This is a genomic window from Brevundimonas basaltis (assembly GCF_014202075.1).
Lineage (GTDB): Bacteria > Pseudomonadota > Alphaproteobacteria > Caulobacterales > Caulobacteraceae > Brevundimonas > Brevundimonas basaltis.
This window is the reverse complement of the sequence record NZ_JACHFZ010000002.1, coordinates 398,428-421,348: the sequence shown is the minus strand read 5'-3', so window position 1 is coordinate 421,348 and position 22,921 is coordinate 398,428. Positions and strand designations below refer to the sequence as shown.

The window sequence follows — 22,921 nt, the reverse complement described above, 5'->3', positions numbered from 1 at the left end:
TCTCTCCTGAACAACCTGTAATGACATGAAAAAGATGTAACTCGTTGAGGTTCCGGGCGGGTGCTATGGAAAGGACACTTGACGGGCCATGAGCCCAACTTGCGCAGGGGGCGCCCAATGACTTCCATCCGCTTCCTGCTGCTCGTCGGCACGGCGCTCGCGACCTCGTCCGGCGCAGCTTTCGCCCAATCAACCCCGCCGCCCGCGCCGCAGACGCCGCCCCCCGCCCAGCAGCCCGCTCCGGCGCCCGGGGAAGAGGAGGACGAACAGTCCGCCGAGGTCGAGACCGTCATCGTCGAAGGCCGGACCACCGACGTCCGCACCTCGATCGACTCGGTCAGCTACAGTCTCGCCGACGACCTGCAGGCCCAGACCGGCACCCTGGCCGAGGCCCTGCGCAACATTCCCTCGGTCGAGGTCGACCCGGACGGCAATGTCAGCCTGCGCGGCGACGCCGGCGTCACCATCCTGATCGATGGCCGTCCCTCGACCCAGTTCAACGGCCCCAGCCGCGGCCAGATGGTGCTGCAAATCCCGGCCAGCCAGTACGCCCGCATCGAGGTGATGACCAACCCCTCGGCCGCCTACAGTCCCGAAGGCGGCGGCGGGGTGATCAACCTGATCTCCAAACCCAACGCCGTGCGCCCGGGCCAGACCACCACCGGGTCGCTCCGCGCCAATATCGGCGACGACGGCCGCTATAATTTCGGCGGCAACATCGCCCACGTGATCGACAAAACGACCCTCACCGCCGATCTGGGGGTGCGCCACGACGGCTTCCTGCAGGAGATCGAGCGCCTCCGCACCCGCTTCGACGCCGGCTCGAACCAGTTCCTCGGATCCCGACAGTCGCAGGTGATCGACGGCGTCTCGGACGTGGTCTTCGTGCGCCTCTCCGCCGAGCACAATCTGGACGACAAGACCCAGATCGTCGGCGAACTGCGCCACACCGACGTCGAAAGCCTCGCCGACGCCGTCGATCTCTACGAGGCCGAGAACGCCGTCGGCGGCATCGCGGCGGCCTATCGCCGGGACTCCAGCGGCGGCTTCCTCGGCCAGTTCTCGGGCGCCACGGCCCGCGTGCTGCGCCGCTTCAACGACGCCGGCCACGAGTGGACCAACGAGGTCCGCCTCGACCGCAACCGCTTCACCTTCGGCTTCGACACCGTCGTCGACCAGCAGGTCCCCGCCAGCCCCCTCTTCTACGAGGACGTCGAGAACAAGAACCGCCAGAACCAGGTCGGCGTCACCAGCGCCTATGTCCGCCCCTTCTCCGACGGCGGCCGTCTGCGTCTCGGCTACGAGCTTCAGGCCTTCAACCTCGAGCTCGACAACTCGGTCGCCCGCGGCCCGACGCCGACCACGCTCGTCCCCGATCCGATCGTCTCCAACGAATTCCACGTCGATCAGGCGGTGCACGCCCTCTACGCCACCTGGGAGAAGCCGTTCAGCGAGAAGCTGTCGGCCCAGTTCGGCCTGCGGCTGGAGCAGGCCGACATCGACCTCGACCAGGTCACCACCGACATCCAGTCGTCCAACGACTATTTCCGCGCCTATCCGACGATGCACGTCTCGTACACGATCGGCGAGGGCGAGAGCCTGCGCGGCAGCTATAGCCGGCGCATCGCGCGGCCCGGCCCGCAGATGCTGAACCCCTTCCTGACCTATCAGGACAACCTCAACTATCAGTCGGGCAACCCCGACCTGCTGCCGCAGGAGACCGACTCGTTCGAGGTCATGTGGCAGAAGCGGGTGCAGCAGACCTTCTACCAGGCCACCCTCTACCACCGCGACACCCGGGACGCCTTCACCCAGGTGACCACCGACCTCGGTGGCGGCGTCTTCCTGAGCCGGCCCGAGAACCTCGGCTCCAGCACCTCCACCGGTCTCGAACTGGTCGCCAACGGCGCCCTGCATCCGACCCTGCGCTACAGCGCCAGCGTCAACGCCTTCCGGCAGGAGATCGACGCCGCCGGCATCCCCGGGGCCTCCGACCGCGCGGGCGACAGCGTCTCGGGCCGCCTGACCCTCAACTGGTCGCCGACCCAGAACGATTTCGTCCAGGTTTCCGGCATCTGGAGCGGCGACCAGCAGCTGGCTCAGGGCGTCCGCGAGCAGGCCACGCTGGTCAACCTCGGTTACCGCCGCAAGCTCAACAAGGACTGGTCCTTCCAGGCCACCGTCCGCGACGCGCTCGATGAATACGGGTCGACCACCATCCTCGAGACCCCGACCTTCACCGACCGCACCAGCATGACCTTCGGCGGCCGGGCGGCCTACATCGGCCTGACCTGGAACTTCGGCTCCGGCCAGCGGCGCCCCGAACAGTTCGACTTCTCGGCCCCACCGACGGGCAGTTGACGGCCGCGGGCTGGCGGAGTTCGCCGAACAATGTCTTGAATGGAACCGGGGCGAGGTTACCCGGGGGACTGTTCATGATCTATCGACGCCATCTGTTCGCTGCCGCCGCCGCGACGGCAGGTCTCGGCATAACCTCCCGGGCCTTGGCGCAGACGCCGCCGCCCACGTCCGATGCCGTCGCGGCTCTCGACTCATTGAGGATGGGGAAGGACAGCGCCGGCGGCGTGCTTGTCGCCGTTCGCGGGGGCCGCGCCGTCGCCGTCTATCCGTGGGGCAGCGCCTCCCTGCCCTTCGATGTGCCGGTCACCGAGCGTACGCTGTTCCACCTCGGTTCAAACGCCAAATTCATGACCGCGGTCGCGGTGACCCAGCTGGTCGAGGCGGGCGCGCTGGGCTTCGACGATCCGATCGGCCAGCATCTGCCGGACCTGCCGCCCTCGATGGCCGGCGTCAGCGTTAGCCGCCTGCTGCACCACACGTCGGGCCTGATCGACTATTTCGAAGTCCTGCCCGACTGGGACCGGCCCCAGACACGCGAAATCGTTGTCGCCGCGATGAAGGACCAGGCCGTCCTGTTCCAGCCGGGCGAGAGCTGGAGCTATTCCAACACCAACTATCTGATGCTCGGCTGGCTCATCGAAGCCCTGTCGGGCCAAAGCTACGCCGACTACATCCAGTCGAGGGTCTTCACGCCCGCCGGCGCTCCGACCGCCCGTGCCGACGCCGCCCAACAGGTCGTGCCCAACCGCGCCGAACCCTACGAGGTTCAGGATGGCGCGTTTCACCACGCGGTGCGGATGGAGGACGGGGTTTCGCGCGCCGCCGACGGCGGCCTGCTGTTCTCCGCCCTCGACGCGGCGCCGTGGCGGACGGCGCTCGACCGCGACCGGCTGGTCTCCGCCGCGAGCATGCGGCGCATGCTGACGCCCGCAGCGCTGACCACCGGACGGCTGGCGCCCTACGGCTACGGCGTCTTCCTCGAACGAACGCGCGGCGCGCCGTTCAGGCAGCACGGCGGCGGGGTGCCGGGTTTCATCAGCAACTGGATGACCTGGCCTGAAGCGGACCTGTCGATCCTGGGCCTGACCAACAGCATGGCCCGGAACGCCCCCTCGCTGACCGACATGATCCTGGCTCTGGCCGAGTCGCTCCAGCCAGGCGTCAGTTGGCGCGACATGGCGCCGGCCGGCGACGGATCCGATCCCCGGACCCGGGCCCTGCGATCTCTGCTGGAGCGGCCCGAGGGCGCGCCGGCGCCGGACGGCCTGCTGGGGCCGGAGCTGGCCCTCCGTCCCGCCGCCCAGCTGCGCCGGGCGTCCGGTCTGACCAATCTGGCGCCGCTCGAGCGCTGGACGATGGGGGATGGCGCCGAACAGGGCGAGATGGTGCGCTATCGCGTGACCACGGCCACGGCCGTGCGCGACCTGGTGGTTGGCTGGACGCCGGATGACCGTATCTACTGGATGTAGCGCTCCCACGACCTTGCGAGACGATTCCGCCACACCCACCTGATCGATCAGCCGCACGGCGCGTCGCTTGCATGAGGGCGCGTCGGTGGTTCCGGCCCCACGCAGCCCATCGGGCGGGAGGCCGGAGAAGAATATCCGCCATCAGGGGATGTCCGACGTGAATCTCGACCTCTACTCCGACCGGGCCAAACAGGCCGTCCAGTCCGCCCAGTCGCTGGCCCTCGCCCGCCGGCACCAGCAGTTCGCCCCCGAACACCTGCTCAAGGTGCTGCTTGAGGAGCGCGACGGCCTCGCCCGCAATCTGATCAGCGCCGCCGGCGGCGACCCGGCGAAGGCCGAGTCCGCCGTCGAAACCGCCCTGCAGAAGCGCGCCCAGGTCTCCGGCGGCTCGGGCCAGCTCTATCTGGACGGCGACACCGCCCGCGTCTTCGCCGCCGCCGAAGCCGCCGCCAAAAAGGCCGGCGACGCCTTCGTCACCACCGAACGCCTGCTCTGGGCCATCGCGAAAGAAGGCGGGGTCGCCGCCACCGTCCTGGCCTCCGTCGGCGCCACGCCCGACAAACTCGACGCCGCCATCAACGAGGTGCGCAAGGGCGCAACGGCGGATTCCGCGGGCTCCGAAGACGCCTGGGACGCCCTCAAACGCTACGCCCGCGACCTCACCCAGGCCGCCCGCGACCAGAAGATCGACCCCGTCATCGGCCGCGACGAGGAGATCCGCCGCACCATCCAGGTGCTGGCCCGTCGCACCAAGAACAACCCGGTCCTGATCGGCGAGCCCGGCGTCGGCAAGACCGCCATCGTCGAGGGCCTGGCCCTGCGCATCGTCAACGGCGACGTGCCCGAGAGCCTCAAGGACAAGACCGTCATGGGGCTCGACATGGGGGCCCTGATCGCCGGGGCGAAATACCGCGGCGAGTTCGAGGAACGGCTCAAGGCCGTGCTCAACGAGGTCACCGCCGCCGAGGGCCAGATCATCCTGTTCATCGACGAGATGCACACCCTGGTCGGGGCCGGCAAGGGCGACGGGGCCATGGACGCCTCCAACCTGCTCAAGCCCGCCCTCGCGCGCGGCGAGCTGCACGCCGTCGGGGCCACCACCCTCGACGAATACCGCAAGCACGTCGAGAAGGACGCCGCCCTCGCCCGCCGCTTCCAGCCGGTGTTCGTCGAGGAGCCCAGCGTCGAGGACACCGTCTCCATCCTGCGCGGCCTGAAGGAGAAGTACGAGGTCCACCACGGCGTGCGCATCGCCGACGGCGCCATCGTCGCCGCCGCCACCCTCAGCAACCGCTACATCACCGACCGCTTCCTGCCCGACAAGGCCATCGACCTGATCGACGAGGCCGCCAGCCGCGTGCGCATGGCCGTCGACTCCAAGCCCGAGGCCCTGGACGAGATCGACCGCCGCGCCGTCCAGCTCAAGATCGAGCGCGAGGCCCTCAAGAAGGAGACCGACAAGGCCTCCGTCGCCCGCCTCGAAAAGCTCGAGGCCGAGATCGCCGACCTCGACGCCCAGTCCGAAGACCTCACCGCCCGCTGGAAGGCCGAGAAGGAAAAGGTCGGTCAGGGCGCCCAGCTGCGCGAAACCCTCGACCGGCTGCGCGCCGAACTGGCCGCCGCCCAGCGCGCCGGCGACCTGGCCCGCGCCTCCGAGATCGCCTACGGCCAGATCCCCGGCATCGAGAAACAGCTCGCCGAGGCCGAGGCCAACGAGGCCGACAAGGCCGGGCCCCTGACCCCCGAGGTCGTCGACGCCGAACAGATCGCCCAGGTGGTCTCCCGCTGGACCGGCGTCCCGGTCGACAAGATGCTGGAGGGCGAACGCGAGAAACTGCTGTCGATGGAGGACGCCCTGTCGGCCCGCGTGGTCGGTCAGGACGCGGCCCTGGCCGCCGTCTCCGACGCCGTGCGCCGGGCCCGCGCCGGCCTCAACGACCCCAACCGCCCGCTCGGCTCCTTCCTCTTCCTCGGCCCCACCGGCGTCGGCAAGACCGAGCTCACGAAAGCCCTGGCCGAATTCCTGTTCGACGACGAGGCCGCCATCACCCGCATGGACATGTCGGAATATATGGAGAAGCACAGCGTCTCCCGCCTGATCGGCGCCCCGCCCGGCTACGTCGGCTATGACGAAGGCGGCGCCCTGACCGAGGCCGTGCGCCGCCGCCCCTATCAGGTGGTGCTGTTCGACGAGGTCGAAAAGGCCCACCCCGATGTGTTCAACGTCCTGCTCCAGGTGCTCGACGACGGCCGCCTGACCGACGGCCAGGGCCGCGTCGTCGACTTCCGCAACACCCTGATCATCATGACTTCCAACCTCGGCTCCGAAGCCCTCGCCGGCCAGTCCGAGGGCGACGACGTCGAATCCGTCCGCCCCTACGTCATGGACCAGGTCCGCGGCCATTTCCGCCCCGAGTTCCTCAACCGCATCGACGAGATCATCCTGTTCCGCCGCCTCGGCCGCGACCAGATGGCCGGCATCGTCCGCATCCAGCTGGGCCGGTTCGAGCGGTTGCTGGCCGACCGGCGGCTCACCCTCGCGCTGGACGACACGGCCGCCGCCTGGCTCGCCGACAAGGGCTACGACCCGGTCTACGGCGCCCGGCCGCTGAAGCGCGTCATCCAGAAGGAGCTGGTCGACCCGATCGCCCGCAAGCTGCTGGCCGGCGAGATCGAGGACGGGTCCGTGATCGCCGTGTCAGCCGGCGAGGGCGGGCTGGAGATCGGGAAGGCGCGGGTGCATTAGGCGGCGGCAGCGGAGCCCCAAGAGTCGCTATGACGGTTGTCAGCAGGAACTGTCATCCCTGCGGCCGACTGGAATGCCGGTCGACTATTCTCCCAAGATCTGACGCTGGACTATCTCGACTGCATTTTTCATCCAGCCGGCTTCGGAAATCCTACCCGCAACGCCCGTCATCTGGGTGGCGCCCGCTATCGCGACCGACATCAACGCAACGACAGCAGCCTTAGCCACGGCGTCAGATACTCCATCGGCCGTCTTTTTCGCGGTGTTGCCGATAAAGTCCGCACCAAAATTGAAAACCGTCGCGACGAAATTTTCAATCGTTCTCAACAGTGCAAATGCCGCTTTCCTTAGGGTCGTCGATGGATCGCTTGTGAGGTTCCTGATCGCTCGGATCGTTTTTGGAACATCTTCGTCGGCCAACTCTGGTCGGCCTTCGACGTGGGAAATGATCTGGCTCGCGGCGCGGTTAATCTCTTCGATATCGGCGGGCATGAGCTCTGCAGCAGCCGCATTCTCCGAGAACCTTTGCCATTCTGGAAACTGAGCAACGAACATGGCCACTGCGGTCGTATGACCTTGAATCATCCCGCATACGGCATCTGGCAACTCGGCTTTCGCCAGATTGCACATGGCTTCACAACCAATATTCGTAAGTCCGAGTTCTATTATATTATCGCTTTCGGCAAGCTTCGCCTGAAGGCCTTCCAAGCCTTCGATCAACCGGCGGTCGCAGTTCGAGGCCCTCAAGGCATCGATGATGCGGTTTCCGGACTGGTGTAGGTGAGATCGGGCCGCATCGGCGCTCCCAACATCATCTTTCATCGGACTATGATGCTGTGAAACAACGACAATCTTTCCAGCAGAAATCCCAAACTTGGCGGGAGAAATTTTCTGGTCTGGGATGATGCGCTGGAGGCGGCGAAGCTCTTCCTTGTCGACTAGGTCAAACTCAGCTTGGTTGCGGGTGGCCCAGATCGCCCCGGACAGGTCGATCGCTTTGATGAGAGCCTCTCCGGCCGGGATGCCGCGATACTTCTCCATTGCGGCGCGTTCACGCTGAGAAGCAATAAACACCAATAACTTCATGGACGAGATCGTTTCCATGATCTCGGAGTCTGCTGAAATGGAGATCAGCTTGTCGTGCGCCTCGTGAACCAATTCGGCTTGGATAGAGCCGCTACGGCCGTCCCTAGCGGCTTGGCGTAGAATCACCCGGACTTCTTCAAGGGCAAGCAACGTGCGGCGCCATTGCGCCGTGCTAATCCCCCCGATCCCTCTAGGCGGTCGGTCCTCTACCGTCCGTCGCAGGGAGTGCACCAAGAAGGTAAGCTCTCGGTGAAGATCAAACTCGTCAGCCAAGAACATCTCCGGGCGCTGCCGCTAAGCCTAAGCTGCATAGCCTAACGCCGGACAATATGCAGCCGACTATCTGCCGTCCCTTCTATGCTTCAACGCCCCCCTTTCGTCATCCTCCGGCAAGCCGCGCCTTCGCGGCGCAGACCGGGGGACCGAGCGGCGCCGAAGGCGACCTGTTCAGGCAGGCTGGTTCGGCGGCGACGCTCGCCGGGTATGACGCCACCCCTTGGTCGTCGCCCGCCCCATCTTCCCCACCGCCCAATTCCCGGTCAGGATGCGTCATGACCGAAGACGCCGTCCCCGTGGGAACCGCCCTGCAACGCGCCTCCGACGGCCGTTCGGGCCCGGCCCTCGACCTCAGCAAACCTGCGACGTGGCGGGCTCTGGGCCGTGAGTTCGGCGCCCCCGGCCTGGTCCTGTTCGGCCTGCTGGCCATCGCCTTCATGATGCAGTGGAGCCATGGTGGGCCGCAGGCCTGGGGCCTGTCCGGACAGGCGTTGCGCGACGGCCGCTGGACCACCCTCGTGTCGCACATGTTCGCCCACGGCGGTTTCGCCCATTTTTTGATGAACATCAGCGCCCTGATGGCGCTCAGCCCGATCGTTCTGGTCCGTCTCGGCGCGGGGCCGGCGAGCTGGCTGCGCTATGCGGCCCTGTTCCTGTTCGCCGGCTGGGCGGGCGCGGCCCTCTATCTGGCGCTCAATCCCTTCGGCGCCGTGCCGATGGTGGGGGCGTCGGGCGCCATCTGCGGCCTCTGGGGCGCCGCCGCCCGGGTGGACTTCGACGGCGGGTTCGTGCCGCTGCGCTCGGCTCAGGTGTGGAACCACGTCAAGGCCTTCGCCAAGACCAACGCCATTCTGTTTCTGGCCCTGTTCGCCCTCGTGCGGCTGACCGGCGGGGTCGGCGGGCTGGCGTGGGAGGCCCATCTGGGCGGCTTCCTGTTCGGCCTGTTCGCCATGCCGCTGCTTTCCGGAATGCGGGCCGAAGCGATCACAGCCGATGTTCCTTCTCCCCCTGAGGGAGAAGGTGCCCCCGGAGGGGGCGGATGAGGGGTGAGGCACCCATCCGTCCGGTCAGCCGCTAACCTTCTCGCGGCGGAGGAACGGAAACAGCCCCCTCATCCGGGCCTCCGGCCCACCTTCTCCCTCAAGGGAGAAGGATCAGGGTTTGACCGCCACCGCCGCCACCCGATCCGTCCACGCCCTCTTGCACGCCGCATAGGCCCCGCTGTCGTCCAGGTGCAGGGCCGCGCAGCGCGCCTTCTCCCGCGCATAGGCGGCGGCCGTCTCCGGCTCGGCCCTCAGCCGGTCGCGGAAGGCCAGATGCCAGGCGATCATCGGGTCCCCGGCCGCATGGACGTGCAGGTGGGCGGCCCGTTCGCCGGTCTCCGGGTCGTCGCGGGTGAGATAGCGCCGCCCGGCCACGCCGTTTTCGCCGCGCCAGCGCCAGCCCAGCCCCTCCAGCGCCGCCCGCGCCGCCGCGATCCCCGCCAGCGACCCGGCCTCGCCCAGCAGGTCGACGACCGGCTTGGCCGCCAGCCCCGGCACGGCGGTCGAGCCGATGTGATGCAGGGCGCAGAACACCCCGGGCGCGGCGGCGTGCAACTCGGCGATCCGGGCCTCGGCCCGGACGCTCCACTGCGGATCATGGGGCGCGAGCGCGACGGGCCGGGGCATGCGCCATGATCTGGAGCGCCGCCGCCGGGGTCAAGCGCGGGCCACGCCTCCTTATCGTCATCCCGGGGCAAGCGGCGCAGCCGCGCAGACCCCGGGACCCAGCGGCGCGCGCGAGCGCGAACCTGTCGTGAGCGCCGCTATTCACAGCAGCCTGTGGGAACAGATCGCCTTCGGCGCCGCTGGGTCCCGGGGTTCGCTGCGCGCCCCCGGGATGACGAAAGGAAAAAGAAAGCGCAGGTTGCGCGGATGGAGACGCATCGCACCTTCATCGCCACCTATATCATGGCAAACCGGCGCAACGGCGCAATCTACACGGGTATGACCGCCAACCTGACGGCGCGCGTCCGGAAGCACCGGAACGGGGTCTTCGACGGCTTCAGCAAACAATACGGCTGCACCCGCCTCGTCTGGTATCAGCGCTTCGTCTGGGTGACCTCGGCGATCCGTCGCGAGAAACAGATCAAGGAGTGGAAGCGCGACTGGAAGCTCAAACTGATCGAGGGCGCCAATCCCGAATGGCTGGGTCTCGCCGCCGACTGGTATCCGGAGAACGACCCGGACTGGGTCCCGCCCGAAGAGCCTGACTGACCGCGAGCAGCCCGCCACGCTCCTATGTCGCTGTGCTCACAATCCGCGGAATTACAGTCGGATTCAGCCGACGAAACCTCGCCGTTTCAACGCCCTGGCCGAAACTAAACCCGATCTTCCCGCCCCATGAAAAACCCGGCGTACACTTCCCGTCTCCCTTCGCCGGGAGCCGGTCTTTGACAATCGCACCGCCGTCCGCCGCCCGAGGCGCTCCGGCTCACCCCATCGGCCCCGATGCCGACTCTGCCGACTCTGCCACACGGAATTCCGGCGCCGACTCTGCCGACTCCGCCACACCCAATTTTTCGATTTTCACCCGGGTCGGACCCGCCGCTACTCCGCCGGGCGGAACAGCAGGGCCGAGACCTTGCCCTCGGGGGTCAGGCCGATCCTCCATTGGGTCTCGGCGTTGGCGAAGATGACGTTGAACAGGTCGATGTCGTCGCGGCTGCCGAGGAAGGCGACCGAGACGAGGGCGCCGAATCCCTGCACCACCGGCGTCACCACCGTCGCCTGCGGGCGCACCTGGGCGGCGAGGTCGGCGGTCATCCGGTCGTAGTCGATCTCGCCGGCCTGCAGGCCCTCGATGACGGCCCGCAGCGTCTCCTCCGAGGCCGCGTCGGCCGGCTCGGGCGACAGCTCGGCCGGGGCGGCCTGCGGCGCGGGGGCCGGGGCGGCGGGGGCCGGCCGGGCGTTCCGGTCGTCGAAGGTGTTGGGCAGGGTTCCGGCGGCGACCTGGGCGTGGGCGGCGGCGGGCGCCACGAGGCAGAGGGCGGCGGCGAGCAGAAGCGGCTTCATGGGATCGTCTCCGGGAACGGGTCTCAGACGATGGCGGGCCAAAGCGACAGAACAAGGGCGGCGCCCGCCGTCGCGACGGCCAGGGCCACGCCGAAGCCCACCCACGCCGGGGTCCGGACCTCGCGCACGACGACCGTGGCCGGCTCCGGCGGGTTCTGCGCCAGCCGGGACAGAGCCTTCAGCGTGGCCCGCAACTCCTCGATCGCATCCCGGATCTGGGCCTGCGGCCCCAGTTCGCGCCGGATCCAGCGCTCGACCACCGGCTGGGACGCGGCCCACAGGTCGTGGTCCGGGTTGAGCCTTCTGGCCACGCCCTCGACCGAGACCATGGTCTTCTGCAGCAGGATCAGTTCCGGCCGCAGATGCATGTCGAACAGGGCGGTGATCTCGAACAGCTGGCCCAGCAGCCGGCCCATGGAGACCTGGCTGGCCTGCTTGCCGATGACCGGCTCGCCCACCGCCCGCAGCGCCTGGGCGAAGGTCTCGACGGCATGTTCCGGCGGCACGTATCCGGCCTCGAAATGGACCCGGGCGATGCGGTCGTAGTCGCGGCTCAGGAAGCCCCACAGGATCTCGGCCAGATAGCGCCGCTCCGACGGCCCCAGCCGCCCGACGATGCCGAAATCGATCGCCGTCAGCTCCGCCGGGGCGTGGCAGAACAGATTGCCCTCATGCAGGTCGGCGTGGAAGGTCCCGTAGTCCAGCGCCTGGGTCAGGAAGGCCTGCACGACGTGATCGGCCAGGGCGTTGCGGTCCAGCCCCGGCTGCTCGACCGCCGCTGGATCGGTCATGGCCACGCCCGGGGCCCACTCCAGCGTCAGGACCCGCTTGCCGACCCCGTCCCAGACCACCGCCGGGGCGGTCATGCGGCAGCCGCCGTCGGCGCGGGCCTTGTCCATGATGTCCTTCAGCTCGGAGGCGGCGGCGGCCTCCAGCCGCATGTCCAGCTCCAGCTGCAGGGCCCGGGCAATGGTCTCGACGAAGGCCGAGGGCTCCAGACGCCGCGCGGGGGCGACGAATTTCACCGCCAGCCGCGCCGCCAGCCGCATCGAGTCCAGCCCCTGGGCCACGCGCCGCTCGACCCCCGGCCGCAGCACCTTGACCGCCACCTTGCGGCCGTCGGCCAGGGTCGCCGGATGGGCCTGGGCCAGCGACGCCGCCGCCACCGAGGGGCCGAAGTCGGCGAACAGGGCCTCCACCGGCCGGCCCAGCGAGCGCTCGATCTCGCGCCGCGCCTGATCGACCGGGAAGGGCTCCAGCGCGTCCTTCAGCCGGCCCAGATCGCGGGCGAACTCGACCCCGAAGATATCGGCCCGGGTGGCCAGCACCTGGCCCAGTTTGATGGCCACGGGGCCCAGATGCTCGAAGGCCTTGCCCAGCCGCTGGCCCGGCCGGCCGTCCCGCCCCTCGCGCCCCGCGAAGGCGTGCAGCAGATGGGCGATCCAGCGCACCCAGATCGGCAGCAGCGGCGTGATCTCACGGGGCGCCAGGGCGTCGTGCCGGACCAGCACCCAGCCCCAGCCGAGCAGGCGCACGAAGGCGTCCACCGGGCGCCGCACCGGCACGGTGGCGGGCGGCGGCGGCGGGGTCGCGGGGTCGATCCGGCGGCTCAGATCGCCCACCCGTGATGGATCGCCGCCACGCCGCCCGACAGATTGGTCACCGTCACCCGGCTGAAGCCGGCCGCCTCGATCATGGCCCTGAAGGTCTGCTGGTCCGGGAAGCGCCGGATGCTCTCGACCAGGTACTGATAGCTGTCGCGGTCCCCCGCCACCCAGCCGCCGATGCGCGGAATGGCGTGGAAGGACCAGGCGTCATAGGCCTTGCGGATCGCCGTCGCCGTCGGCCGCGAGAACTCCAGGCACAGGAACCGCCCGCCCGGCTTCAGAACGCGCCGCGCCTCGGCCAGCGCCTGCGGAATATCGGCCACGTTGCGGATGCCGAAGCTGATCGAATAGGCGTCCACCGAGGCGTCCGGCATCGGCAGGGCCATGGCGTCGCCGACGCTCCACGACATCTCCGGCTCCCCGCCCTTGTGGACCCCGGCCATGATCATCTCGGCATTGTAGTCCAGCACAATGACAGAGGCGTCCTCGCCCCCTCGCCGCATCTGCGCCGCCCGCGCCATCTTCGCATAACGCCGCGCCATGTCGCCGGTCCCGCCCGCAACGTCGAGAAGGGTCTCGCCCGGCTGCGGGTTCAGCTTCGCCGCCGCCGCGTCCTTCCACAGCCGGTGCACGCCCCCGCTCATCAGGTCGTTCATCAGGTCGTAGTTCGAGGCCACGCTGTCGAACACGCCACGGACCAGCCGCACCTTCTCCCGGGCGTCCACGTCGCGGAAACCGAAGGAGGAAGTCTTGCCGGAAGAAGCGTCGGAGGCGGCCGCGTCGGTCATTGTGGCGGTCTAGCGCGTCCCCGCCGCGCCGTCATCCGTCCGCATGGCCGCAGCATTGGCGGCGGACGCTCAGTGCGGTCCGTCGTGGGGCCGCGGCACGCCGAGATCCTTCATCACGCCGCGCATCAGGGCGTAGCAACCGCAGGAAGCCGCCTCGAGAGCCTTGCGATCCAGCACCTCCACCCAGCCCCGTCCGCGCCGGATCAGCCCCTTGTCCTCCAGCCCTGAACCGACCTCGGACACCGTGGCCCGCCGCACGCCGAGCATGCCCGCGATATCGGCCTGGGTCAGGGCGAACCGGTCGGCGTCGGCCCGGTCGTGGATGGTGAGCAGCCAGCGCGCCAACCGCTCGTCCAGCCGGTGCTGGGCGTTGCACGCCGCCGCCTGCTGCACTTGGGCGAACAGGCTCTCGGTGAATTTCGAAAGGGCCGCCCGCATGGACTCGCTCCGGCCCAGCGCGTCGGCGAAGACGTCGGACGGGCAGCAGGCCGAGACGCCCTCGACCTGGGCGATGGCGCGGCTGGCGGCCCGGCCGTTCATCGGGCCGCAGGTGACCCCGACCAGGCCTTCGCGACCGATGGCGGCCGTCTCGATCATCCGGTCGCCGTCCAGAACGGTCATCAGCGACACCACCCCGCTCATCGGAAACCAGACGTCTTCCACCGCTTCGCCGGCGTCATAGAGCAACTGCCCCTGACTGAAGGGCCTTTCGCTCAGGTGCGGCTCGATCCGCTTACGATCGGCGGCGTCGAGCGCGGCGATCCACAGATTGTCCATTTCAAAGCCCTCCAAGGTCGACTGGCGACGCTCGGTAACGCTCAAGCTTTCGACTGCGTTCCTCTGTGGAAATTCGGCGGTTGTGGCTCCAGAAGCGGCGGGATACGGCTTTGAACGGACCGGAGGCAAACGAGGGATGAGCGAGATGACTGAACGGCTGGACGTCAACGAGGTCCTGAAATCCCTGCCGTCGTGGAGGCCCCGCGACGGCGACCGCCCGGCGATCGAGCGCAGCCTGGTTTTCGCCGATTTCAACGCCGCCTTCGGCTTCATGGCCCGCGTAGCCCTGCTCGCCGACAAGGTCGATCACCATCCCGAATGGTTCAATGTCTACAACCGGGTCGACATCGTGCTGACCACCCACGACGCCGAGGGCGTGACCCGGCGCGACCTCGATATGGCTCGCTTTATCGACGAGGTCGCCGCCGCCATGGGCGCGAAGGCGTGAGCGGCCGCGTCGGGGGCAAGGCGGCCCTGATCACCGGCGCCGCCGGCGGTCTGGGTCAGGCCATGGCGCGGATGCTGGCCCGCGAGGGCGCCAAGGTCACGCTCACCGACGTTGACCTGGCCGGGGTCCGGGCGCTGGCCAGAGCCATAAACGCCGATCACCCGGGCGCGGCCTTCGCCTTCAGCCATGACGTCACCGACGAGGCGGAGTGGGTTTCGGTGATCGATCAGGCCGTCGACGCGATGGGCGGGCTGTCGATCCTGATCAACAACGCCGGTATCGGCGGCGACCTGGTGTGGTCCGAGCAGGATACGCTGAGGAACTGGCGACGGGTTCAGGCGGTCAACGTCGAGTCGATCATGCTCGGCTGCAAGCACGCCATGCCGCACCTGCGGACCTCGGGCGCCGGCTCGATCATCAACATCAGTTCGGTGGCCGGCCTCGCCGCTGCGCCGGGCATGGGCGCCTACAACGCCACCAAGGCCGCGGTCTGGATGTACACCAAGACCATCGCGCTGGAGGCCGCGAAGGGCGGCTGGAACGTGCGCTGCAACTCGATCCACCCGGTCTTCATCAAGACGCCGATCCTCGACCCGTTCGTGGCCTTGGCCGGCGGCGACGAGAAGGTGGCGCACGAGAAACTCGCGCGCGGCATCCCGCTGAAGCGCATCGGCGAGCCCGACGACGTGGCGTACTGCGTCCTCTACCTCGCTTCGGACGAGTCGAAATTCGTCACCGGCGCCGAGTTCAAGATCGACGGGGGCATGTTGGCTCAGTGAGCTGTCAGTCGATATCCGCCGGCAGGATCTGGCTCGAGAGCAGCGTCTCCATCGCCGCCCAGCGATTCGGCCCCTGCCGTTCGACCCAGGCCTGAACGACGTCGCGACCGAGGCCGTAGTTGATGATGTAGCTGCGGTAGGTGTCGATGAAGCGCAGCCGCTGCGTCGCCTTGGCCCGGTCAGCGAGGCTGTATCTCATCAGCTGTTCGATCGCCGTGTCGCGGTCGATGTGCCCGGCTAGATAGGCGTCAGCGATGGTGTACTCGGCCCGCGCGAGCTGTCGCGTCAGCGCCTGCAGCTGCGCCTTCTTCTCCGCCGTCGCCGGATCGAGGCCGGCCAGGGGGAACAGGACGTCCCTCTCGAAATCCGTGCCCTCGTCGCCCGGAAACGCCAGGTCGATGCCGTAGTTGGCGCTGCCCTCGGCCACGAACGACATCGGGCTGAACAGCGGATAGACGCTCATTTCGACCCAGCCGCGGTCGGTGACGAAGGTCTTCTCCAGCAGGGCGTTGTAGACGTGGTGGCCGGGATAGCCCTCGTGGCAGCCCAGATCGATGGCCCGCTCGGTGTAGATCGGGAAGTCCGCGTTGATCTCGATCTTCGACTGCGAATTCCCTTGGTAGTAATTGTACCCGGACCACGGTTTGTCGCCGACGAAGGCGAGGGTGAAGTTTTCGTTGGCGGGCAGGGCGATGTGCCGGGCGGTGCGGCGCCGGCACTCGGCGATGGCGGCGTCCATCACGACCTGCAGCCGGTCCTTCGGAATCACGTAGTGCGACTTGAACTCGGTGACGCGGTCCGCGAGCGATCCCGGTCCCGGCAGCAAGGCGTCGATCTCGGCCAGTATGGGATCGTAGGCGGACAGCGGCCGAAGTTCGGGGCGGACGCCGAACAGCGCCTCGGCCTCGTCGGCGAAGCTCATTTTTTCGCCCGACAACATGCGCAGCCGCGCAGCCGCCGCCGAGACATGGGCCAGCAGATAGGCCTTGCGCTGGGCCAGGGCCGGGTCGGCGCGGGCGGTCGACACCGCGTTCAGCCGGTCGGTCAGGGTCGCGGCGCCCTGGATCAGCTGGGGCACGCTGCGAGGGTTCGCCTTGGCCGCGGCGGCCCATTCCGGCGGTCCGTAGTAGGCGTCGACATAGCCGTCCTCGTGCTCGCCGATTTCGAGAATCAGGGCGACGTAGTCGCGGGCGATGGCGTCCAGGGAGTCTCCGGACGCAGCCGCCGGAGCCGCGGGGGCCATGGGGGTGGCGCAGGCGCCGACCAGCAACAACAGGGCGAGAACAACCGCGCGCATCGAAAACCCTCCATCGTCGAAGCGGCCGCACGCTAGAGCAGGACGCCCGGCGGCGAACCATTACAAATCGTCCAGAAAGCCCCTGGGTTCAGTCGCGCATTCGGGATTGAGGGCGGCGCGGTCCTGCTGTAAGGCCCTTCGTCCCGGCTTTCGCCGCCAGACGCACCCGTAGCTCAGCTGGATAGAGTACTGCCCTCCGAAGGCAGGGGTCAGAGGTTCGAATCCTCTCGGGTGCGCCATTCCTCCTCCCCTCCTGGTCTGACTGCGGCGGAGCTTGCCAACCGCGCGGCTTGCGGCATCAATGGCGATGTTGATCTGGGGAGGTCGTTATGAGAATCGCCATTCTGGCCGGCACCGCGGCGCTTGCGGTCGCGGGGTCCGCCGCCGCCGACACTTGGCAGGCCTTTTCGCGAAGCCAGAACAACGCCTTCATGGCCGAGGTTGACGGCATCGTCACCGAGGGCGAGGTCACCTCTATCCGGGTCGCCACCGTACCGCGCGCCGGCGATGCCGGAGACCTCAGCCATTCGATCGAGATCTATCAGTTCCAGTGCGGCCGGTCGCGCTGGCGCACCGCCGGCGTGACCGAGTTCGGTCACGATGGGTCGGAGGCGGGTCGTTATCCCGAGGAGGGCGCGGAATGGGAGGCGGTTCGCCCCGACACCATGCCCCGGTATCTGCAGGCGATCGCCTGCGACGGCGCCCGCGCCGTGCCGCCGCATTGGCCATCGATCCAGGCCTTCATCGAGGCCGGACGGCCGTAACCGGCGTCAGGCGTCGACGGCGGCGTCCAGGGCGTTGGCCTGGATGAATTCCCGGCGCGGCTCGACCACATCGCCCATCAGTTTTGCGAACAGGTCCGAAGCGTCTTCCTGATGTTCGACGGACACCTTCAGCAGGGTGCGGGCGTTGGCGTCCAGCGTGGTCTCCCACAGCTGCTCGGGGTTCATCTCTCCCAAGCCCTTGTAGCGCTGGATGGCGATACCCTTCTTGCCCGCGTCCAGAACCGCCTCGAGCAGATCCATCGGGCCCCGGACGGTGACCGTCTTGTCCTTGCGGCGATAGACGGCAGGCTTGTCGAACAACCCCTCGAAAGCCGCCGAACGTTCAGCCAGACGGCGGGCGTCCAGCGAACGGATCAGGGCCTCTTCCAGAACGATGCGCTCGGTGACGGCCCGGCGCACCCGCTCGAACACCACGGCCCCTTGCGCGCCATGCGAACCGGCCCAGTCGCCGTCGCCTTCCTCGGCGTAGAGGTTGAGGCGGGCCGCCGCCTTCGACGGATCGGCGGGTTCCTCATCGAACAGACCGGCCAGGGCCGCCTGCTCGATAGCGAAGGCGGGCGCGCGCTGGCTGAGGCGGTCGACGCCGGCCTTGAACGCCTTGGCCTCGCGCACCAGCACCTGCAGATCGAGACCGACCCGCCGCTCGCCGTTCGGCAGGTCCAGCTCGGCCTCGGCCGCCCCCTCCTCGATCAGGTAGGAATCCATCTCGGCCTGGTCCTTGAGGTAGCGCGACTGCTTGCCCTTTGAGACTTTGTAGAGCGGCGGCTGGGCGATGTAGACGTGGCCGCGCTCGATCAATTCGGGCATCTGGCGATAGAAGAAGGTCAGCAGCAGAGTCCGGATGTGGGCGCCATCGACATCGGCGTCGGCCATCAGGATAATCTTGTGATAGCGCAGCTTGTCGGCGTTGAAATCGTCGCGGCCGATGCCTGTGCCCAACGCCAGGATCAGGGTCCCGATCAGGTCCGAACTGAGCATCCGGTCGAAGCGGGCGCGCTCGACGTTGAGGATCTTGCCACGCAGGGGCAGCACGGCCTGGTTCTCGCGGTTGCGGGCCTGTTTGGCCGAGCCGCCTGCGGAATCGCCCTCTACGATGAACAGTTCGGACTTGGCCGGATCGCGTTCCTGACAATCAGCCAGCTTGCCGGGCAGGGAGCTGATCTCCATCGCCGTCTTGCGGCGGGTCAGGTCGCGGGCCTTGCGGGCCGCCTCGCGGGCGGCGGCGGCCTCGATGATCTTGGCGACCACCTGCTTGGCCTCGACCGGGTGTTCCTCGAACCAGGTCGAGAGACCTTCGGAACACAGGCCTTCGACGGCCGGGCGGACCTCGGACGAGACCAGTTTGTCCTTGGTCTGGGAGCTGAATTTCGGATCGGGCACCTTGACCGACAGCACGCAAGTCAGACCCTCGCGGGCGTCCTCGCCAGAAACCGAGACCTTTTCCTTGCGGGCCGCGCCGGCGGCGTCGATGTAACTGCCCATGACACGCGTCAGGCTGGCGCGGAAGGCGGACAAATGGGTGCCTCCATCCCGCTGGGGGATGTTGTTGGTGAAGCACAGCATGGTCTCGTGGTAGCTGTCGTTCCACCACAGGGCGAGATCGATCTCGATCCCCTCCTTCTTGCCGCGGATGACGATGACGTCTTTCAGGATGGGCGTCTTGGACTTGTCGAGATGGCGCACGAAGGCCTCGACCCCGCCCTCATAGTGCAGGATTTCCTCAAACGGCTCGGCCCCGCGGTTGTCGCGCAGCTTGATGACCACGCCCGAGTTGAGGAAGGCCAGCTCGCGCAGCCGGTGCTCAAGCGTCTTCAGGTCGAAGTCGATGTGCGAGAAGGTCGTCACTGACGGGAAGAAGGTCACCTCGGTGCCGGATAGAACCTTGCCGTTGTCGCGCACGGGGGCGTCACCGGTGACGCGCAGGCTTTCTACCGTGTCGCCGCGCTCGAACTTCATCTCGTGACGCTTGCCATTGCGATAGATGACCAGCTTCAGCCAGTCCGACAGGGCGTTGACGACCGAGACGCCGACGCCGTGCAGGCCGCCGGAGACCTTGTAGGAATTCTGATCAAACTTACCGCCGGCGTGCAACTGGGTCATGATGACCTCGGCCGCCGAGACGCCCTCCCCCTCGTGGATGTCGGTGGGGATGCCGCGACCGTTGTCGGTGACGGTGACCGAGCCGTCGGCGTTGAGGATGACCTGGACAAGGTCAGCGTGACCGGCCAGAGCCTCGTCGATGGCGTTGTCGACCACCTCATAGACCATGTGGTGCAGGCCCGAGCCGTCGTCGGTGTCGCCGATATACATGCCGGGCCGTTTGCGGACCGCGTCCAGGCCCTTGAGGACCTTGATGGAATCGGCGCCGTAGGCCGCCTCTTCGGCGGTATCGACGTTGCGCGCGGTCGGAGTCTGGTCGGTCATATATTCGGTCGGATCATCGCCCGGATCGGGCCGGAAAGGGCGGCGTTGGCGCCGCCCGAAATCGTCAGGTTCCGGACCACGAATCTGATCCGCGCCGGAACCGACAAGATATAGGATTTTCCGGGAAAATTGCGAGCGAAACCGACGCCGGGCCGGGTTCGGGAAACGGTCCCTCCCGAGCCTGTGATCAGGGCGGCGGCAGAGGGTCCGCAACCTGGTCGACGGCGAGGGCGCAGCGCAGGGCTTCGGCCTGCATCGGCACGTGATTTCGGCCGACGACGGCGAAGACCCTTTCGCCGGAGCGCGCCGCCCGCGCCAGCAGGCGGTACATGTGCACGTCCCTCGCTTCGCTGGAGGCAGCGTTGATCGCGGCCATGAACCGACCTCCCGTCCGCGCATCGTCCGCACCCGGGTCGAACCAGGTTGAAGGGGCGGCGCGCCAGTCCGATCCGTCGCTCCAGTGGCGGCTGTATGCGGCCCGCAGACCGTCCAGATCCGAGAAAGGAAGCGCCATCCCCGTCCCTTCGGTCATGCCGGCGAAGCGCGACAAAAGCGTCGCCACCGCACTCTCCAGCGCCTCGGGGGTCAGATGCTCACGGTCGCGCAGGCGCGCCGCTTCGCGCAGCACGAAGAATAGTTCGATCTGATCGACCGGAAACCGGCCACCGAGGACGTTGAACTGGTCCAGCGGCGACGGCTCCAGCGATACGGCGCGCGCGCCGCTCTGCGCCGCCAGCCAACGGGCGTAGCCGGACTCCCCTCTGGTCTCGATTGTGCCCGGGCCGTCGGCCCCGACCCCCCGATCCGGACCTTCGAAGAAGACCACCGTCGGGGCGGCGTCCCGGAAGGCGTGTTCAATGTCCACGAACTGCGGATCGGCTGCGTCCCGCACGTGGCGCGCGCCGAGGTAGACAAGGCGTCCATCGGCCTGAGCCGGAATATCCAGTCTCCAGACGGTGTCGGGCGTCTCGCGCCAGCCGGCGTAGGACACAAGCCGGCTCTCGCAGTCCGCGACGGGGTCGACGGACAGCAAGGTGGTCGCGGCGAGGATTGCGAACATGATAAGGGCCCGTCGATCTGTGACGGGCCCTTCATGGCGCCGGCGAAGCTGGACGTCAGCTTAAGCTTTGGTCAGGCGAGCGAGCCGTCGATGTCCTTGCAGGCCTGGATCAGCCCCTGGACCGACTCGACCGACTTCTTGAACATGGCCTTTTCATCGTCGTTGGTGGTGAACTCGATCACCTTCTCCACGCCGCCGGCGCCGATCAGGGCCGGCACGCCGACGTAGAGGTCTTTGAGGCCATATTCACCCGACAGCCAGACGGCGCAGGGCAGGACGCGCTTCTGGTCCAGCAGATAGGAGCGGGCCATGGCGATGGCGCTCTCGGCCGGGGCGTAGAAGGCCGAACCGGTCTTGAGCAGGGCCACGATCTCGCCGCCGCCCTTGCGGGTGCGGTCGACGATGGCGTCGAGCTCGGCCTGGGTCATGAAGCCGGCGGCGACGGCGTCGGGCAGGGGCAGGCCGCCGACGGTCGAGTGGCGCACCATCGGCACCATATCGTCGCCGTGACCGCCCAGGGTCCAGGCGTTGATGTCCTGCACCGAGACGCCGGTCTTTTCGGCGAGGAAATAGGCGAAGCGCGCCGAGTCGAGCACGCCGGCCATGCCGACGACCTTCTCCTTGGGCAGGCCCGAGAATTTCTGCAGGGCCCAGACCATGGCGTCGAGCGGGTTGGTGATGCAGATGACGAAAGCGTTGGGCGCGTGGGCCTTGATGCCCTCGCCAACGGCCTTCATGACCTTGAGGTTGATGCCGATCAGGTCGTCGCGGCTCATACCCGGCTTCCGGGGAACGCCCGCTGTGACGATGCAGACATCGGCGCCGGCGATATCGGCGTAGTCGTTCGCGCCCTTGAGGGCGACGTCCGTGCCGATCACGGCGGTGGCCTCGGCGATGTCCAGCGCCTTGCCCTGCGGCGTGCCCTCGGCGATGTCGAACAGGACGATGTCGCCCAGCGCCTCGCGCGCCGCCACATGGGCCAAGGTGCCGCCGATCATGCCGGCGCCGATGAGGGCGATTTTCGCGCGAGCCATATGCTTCTCCGTTTGGCCTGGCGCGCTGACGCGCGACTTGGGGCCGGTCAGTGTTGGGTTGAGGAGGGAAACCGTTGGCGGCGGTCTAGACCCGCGCGCGCGGGCCTGCAACCGTGACGCCACGTCAGGAGAACCCATGGCCGGTCCGCCCGAAATCATCAGCGCCGAGGACACGCCGTCCGGTCTGGTCACGGTCGTCGACGAGACCACGGTGCGGGCCGAGGTCGAAGCGTGGCGGGCGCGGGTTCTGAGACCGCCCGGCCTGTGGGACAAGGCGACGCGCGGGACCCAGGAGCGCATCAACCGCATCGTTCCGGAGCGGGTCCACGCCATCGTCACCTCGGGCGTCGAAGCGATGACGAAAGGCATCTTGTTCGGGTCCGACCTGATCCAGGCGCGACCCGTGTCCGACGGATCGCTCGCGGCGCGCGAACAGCGGGCCCGGGCGGCGATCCGGACGTATCGCAACACCGCCAGCGTCGAGGGCGGGGTGACGGGCGCCGGCGGCTTCGTGCTGGCCGCGGCGGACTTTCCGGCCCTGATGGCTATCAAGGTGCGGATGCTGGGTGATGTCGTCGCCGCCTACGGCTGGGGCGGCGACTCGGTGCGCGAGCGGCTGTTCCTGCTGCACATCTTTCACCTCGCCTTCGCCAGCGCCAAACGACGGCCCACGGCCCTGGGGGAACTGGAGCGATGGGTCGCCGGGATCGACCAGCCGGACGCGATCACCGACTACGACTGGCGGCGGTTCCAGATCGAGTACCGCGATTACATCGATCTGGCCAAGCTGGCCCAGCTGATCCCGGTGGTCGGGGCGCCGGTCGGGGCGGTGGTCAATTGGCGGCTGGTCGAGCGGCTGGGCGAGACGGCGATGATGGCCTGCCGGATGCGCTGGTTTGGTCCATGTCGATAGCCTGCGTCGATTGGC

Annotated in this window: 19 protein-coding genes and 1 tRNA gene; 10 read left to right on the top strand and 10 right to left on the bottom strand. The window is 68.0% G+C overall.

Annotated elements, in window-relative coordinates:
- Positions 1–117 precede the first annotated feature (117 nt).
- The 3 genes from HNQ67_RS06535 to clpB all read left to right on the top strand — a co-directional run bounded on the left by HNQ67_RS06535 (position 118) and on the right by clpB (position 6,576).
- The gene (locus tag HNQ67_RS06535; protein WP_183253570.1) at positions 118–2,361 is read left to right on the top strand and encodes an outer membrane beta-barrel family protein; all 2,244 of its coding nucleotides are present in this window, start codon (positions 118–120) and stop codon (positions 2,359–2,361) included.
- Between the two features lie 74 nt (positions 2,362–2,435).
- Positions 2,436–3,830 (top strand): serine hydrolase domain-containing protein, encoded by a 1,395-nt coding sequence (locus tag HNQ67_RS06530; protein WP_183253568.1) that lies wholly within the window; start codon positions 2,436–2,438, stop codon positions 3,828–3,830.
- 157 nt (positions 3,831–3,987) lie between these two features.
- Positions 3,988–6,576 carry an ATP-dependent chaperone ClpB gene (gene clpB / locus HNQ67_RS06525; RefSeq protein WP_183254022.1) on the top strand — a complete coding sequence of 863 codons (2,589 nt, stop codon included), beginning with the start codon at positions 3,988–3,990 and terminating at the stop codon, positions 6,574–6,576.
- Between the two features lie 84 nt (positions 6,577–6,660).
- Here clpB and HNQ67_RS06520 read toward each other — a convergent pair whose 3' ends face one another.
- Positions 6,661–7,935: a hypothetical protein gene (locus tag HNQ67_RS06520; protein WP_183253567.1), complete on the bottom strand. Its 1,275-nt coding sequence runs from the start codon at positions 7,933–7,935 to the stop codon at positions 6,661–6,663.
- 278 nt (positions 7,936–8,213) lie between these two features.
- Between HNQ67_RS06520 and HNQ67_RS06515 the strand changes: the two genes are divergently transcribed.
- The gene (locus HNQ67_RS06515; RefSeq protein ID WP_183253565.1) at positions 8,214–8,981 is read left to right on the top strand and encodes a rhomboid family intramembrane serine protease; all 768 of its coding nucleotides are present in this window, start codon (positions 8,214–8,216) and stop codon (positions 8,979–8,981) included.
- A 111-nt stretch (positions 8,982–9,092) separates the two neighbouring features.
- On the opposite strand, the gene HNQ67_RS06510 is transcribed toward HNQ67_RS06515, so the two are convergent.
- On the bottom strand, positions 9,093–9,608 hold the full coding sequence (locus HNQ67_RS06510) for a GrpB family protein (protein ID WP_183253564.1): 516 nt from the start codon (positions 9,606–9,608) through the stop codon (positions 9,093–9,095).
- A gap of 246 nt (positions 9,609–9,854) precedes the next feature.
- Here HNQ67_RS06510 and HNQ67_RS06505 point away from each other — a divergent pair, with 246 nt between their 5' ends.
- Positions 9,855–10,196: a GIY-YIG nuclease family protein gene (locus HNQ67_RS06505; protein ID WP_183253563.1), complete on the top strand. Its 342-nt coding sequence runs from the start codon at positions 9,855–9,857 to the stop codon at positions 10,194–10,196.
- 333 nt (positions 10,197–10,529) lie between these two features.
- Here HNQ67_RS06505 and HNQ67_RS06500 read toward each other — a convergent pair whose 3' ends face one another.
- The 4 genes from HNQ67_RS06500 to HNQ67_RS06485 form a co-directional block, all read right to left on the bottom strand.
- On the bottom strand, positions 10,530–10,994 hold the full coding sequence (locus HNQ67_RS06500; RefSeq protein WP_183253561.1) for a hypothetical protein: 465 nt from the start codon (positions 10,992–10,994) through the stop codon (positions 10,530–10,532).
- 23 nt (positions 10,995–11,017) lie between these two features.
- Positions 11,018–12,616 (bottom strand): 2-polyprenylphenol 6-hydroxylase, encoded by a 1,599-nt coding sequence (gene ubiB / locus HNQ67_RS06495; protein ID WP_183253559.1) that lies wholly within the window; start codon positions 12,614–12,616, stop codon positions 11,018–11,020.
- A complete protein-coding gene (locus HNQ67_RS06490; protein WP_183253557.1) occupies positions 12,604–13,389 on the bottom strand; it encodes a class I SAM-dependent methyltransferase in 786 nt (261 codons plus the stop codon). The genes ubiB and HNQ67_RS06490 overlap by 13 nt, the downstream gene beginning before the upstream one ends.
- A 69-nt stretch (positions 13,390–13,458) precedes the next feature.
- A complete protein-coding gene (locus HNQ67_RS06485; RefSeq protein ID WP_246347471.1) occupies positions 13,459–14,211 on the bottom strand; it encodes a Crp/Fnr family transcriptional regulator in 753 nt (250 codons plus the stop codon).
- A gap of 100 nt (positions 14,212–14,311) precedes the next feature.
- On the opposite strand from HNQ67_RS06485, the gene HNQ67_RS06480 reads away from it, so the two are divergent.
- Both HNQ67_RS06480 and HNQ67_RS06475 read left to right on the top strand, forming a co-directional pair.
- Complete coding sequence (locus HNQ67_RS06480) at positions 14,312–14,614, top strand: 4a-hydroxytetrahydrobiopterin dehydratase (protein ID WP_183254018.1); 303 nt, start codon at positions 14,312–14,314, stop codon at positions 14,612–14,614.
- Positions 14,611–15,393 carry an SDR family oxidoreductase gene (locus HNQ67_RS06475; RefSeq protein ID WP_183253555.1) on the top strand — a complete coding sequence of 261 codons (783 nt, stop codon included), beginning with the start codon at positions 14,611–14,613 and terminating at the stop codon, positions 15,391–15,393. The genes HNQ67_RS06480 and HNQ67_RS06475 overlap by 4 nt, the downstream gene beginning before the upstream one ends.
- Positions 15,394–15,397: 4 nt before the next feature.
- Here HNQ67_RS06475 and HNQ67_RS06470 read toward each other — a convergent pair whose 3' ends face one another.
- Positions 15,398–16,690 carry a hypothetical protein gene (locus tag HNQ67_RS06470; RefSeq protein ID WP_183253554.1) on the bottom strand — a complete coding sequence of 431 codons (1,293 nt, stop codon included), beginning with the start codon at positions 16,688–16,690 and terminating at the stop codon, positions 15,398–15,400.
- 162 nt (positions 16,691–16,852) lie between these two features.
- Here HNQ67_RS06470 and HNQ67_RS06465 point away from each other — a divergent pair.
- Together HNQ67_RS06465 and HNQ67_RS06460 are read left to right on the top strand one after the other, a co-directional pair.
- Positions 16,853–16,929, top strand: a tRNA-Arg gene (locus HNQ67_RS06465).
- A gap of 90 nt (positions 16,930–17,019) precedes the next feature.
- Positions 17,020–17,454 (top strand): surface-adhesin E family protein, encoded by a 435-nt coding sequence (locus tag HNQ67_RS06460; RefSeq protein ID WP_183253552.1) that lies wholly within the window; start codon positions 17,020–17,022, stop codon positions 17,452–17,454.
- 6 nt (positions 17,455–17,460) lie between these two features.
- Here HNQ67_RS06460 and gyrB read toward each other — a convergent pair whose 3' ends face one another.
- From gyrB to mdh, 3 genes are all read right to left on the bottom strand, one after another.
- A complete protein-coding gene (gene gyrB / locus HNQ67_RS06455; protein WP_183253550.1) occupies positions 17,461–19,899 on the bottom strand; it encodes a DNA topoisomerase (ATP-hydrolyzing) subunit B in 2,439 nt (812 codons plus the stop codon).
- Between the two features lie 187 nt (positions 19,900–20,086).
- On the bottom strand, positions 20,087–20,959 hold the full coding sequence (locus HNQ67_RS06450; RefSeq protein WP_183253549.1) for a hypothetical protein: 873 nt from the start codon (positions 20,957–20,959) through the stop codon (positions 20,087–20,089).
- Between the two features lie 71 nt (positions 20,960–21,030).
- Positions 21,031–21,993, bottom strand: coding sequence for a malate dehydrogenase (mdh, locus tag HNQ67_RS06445; protein WP_183253547.1), 963 nt, complete (start codon positions 21,991–21,993; stop codon positions 21,031–21,033).
- A 136-nt stretch (positions 21,994–22,129) separates the two neighbouring features.
- On the opposite strand from mdh, the gene HNQ67_RS06440 reads away from it, so the two are divergent.
- Positions 22,130–22,906 (top strand): EcsC family protein, encoded by a 777-nt coding sequence (locus tag HNQ67_RS06440; RefSeq protein WP_183253545.1) that lies wholly within the window; start codon positions 22,130–22,132, stop codon positions 22,904–22,906.
- Positions 22,907–22,921: the final 15 nt, after the last annotated feature.

Excerpts from the sequence above, each read along its gene's own strand:
- HNQ67_RS06490 (WP_183253557.1), bottom strand. The coding sequence starts at position 13,389 with ATGACCGACGCGGCCGCCTCCGACGCTTCTTCCGGCAAGACTTCCTCC.
- HNQ67_RS06480 (WP_183254018.1), top strand. The coding sequence starts at position 14,312 with ATGACTGAACGGCTGGACGTCAACGAGGTCCTGAAATCCCTGCCGTCG.
- HNQ67_RS06535 (WP_183253570.1), top strand. The coding sequence starts at position 118 with ATGACTTCCATCCGCTTCCTGCTGCTCGTCGGCACGGCGCTCGCGACC.
- HNQ67_RS06460 (WP_183253552.1), top strand. The coding sequence starts at position 17,020 with ATGAGAATCGCCATTCTGGCCGGCACCGCGGCGCTTGCGGTCGCGGGG.
- HNQ67_RS06505 (WP_183253563.1), top strand. The coding sequence starts at position 9,855 with ATGGAGACGCATCGCACCTTCATCGCCACCTATATCATGGCAAACCGG.
- HNQ67_RS06530 (WP_183253568.1), top strand. The coding sequence starts at position 2,436 with ATGATCTATCGACGCCATCTGTTCGCTGCCGCCGCCGCGACGGCAGGT.
- HNQ67_RS06515 (WP_183253565.1), top strand. The coding sequence starts at position 8,214 with ATGACCGAAGACGCCGTCCCCGTGGGAACCGCCCTGCAACGCGCCTCC.
- mdh (WP_183253547.1), bottom strand. The coding sequence starts at position 21,993 with ATGGCTCGCGCGAAAATCGCCCTCATCGGCGCCGGCATGATCGGCGGC.
- HNQ67_RS06510 (WP_183253564.1), bottom strand. The coding sequence starts at position 9,608 with ATGCCCCGGCCCGTCGCGCTCGCGCCCCATGATCCGCAGTGGAGCGTC.
- gyrB (WP_183253550.1), bottom strand. The coding sequence starts at position 19,899 with ATGACCGACCAGACTCCGACCGCGCGCAACGTCGATACCGCCGAAGAG.
- HNQ67_RS06500 (WP_183253561.1), bottom strand. The coding sequence starts at position 10,994 with ATGAAGCCGCTTCTGCTCGCCGCCGCCCTCTGCCTCGTGGCGCCCGCC.
- HNQ67_RS06470 (WP_183253554.1), bottom strand. The coding sequence starts at position 16,690 with ATGCGCGCGGTTGTTCTCGCCCTGTTGTTGCTGGTCGGCGCCTGCGCC.
- HNQ67_RS06450 (WP_183253549.1), bottom strand. The coding sequence starts at position 20,959 with ATGTTCGCAATCCTCGCCGCGACCACCTTGCTGTCCGTCGACCCCGTC.
- HNQ67_RS06440 (WP_183253545.1), top strand. The coding sequence starts at position 22,130 with ATGGCCGGTCCGCCCGAAATCATCAGCGCCGAGGACACGCCGTCCGGT.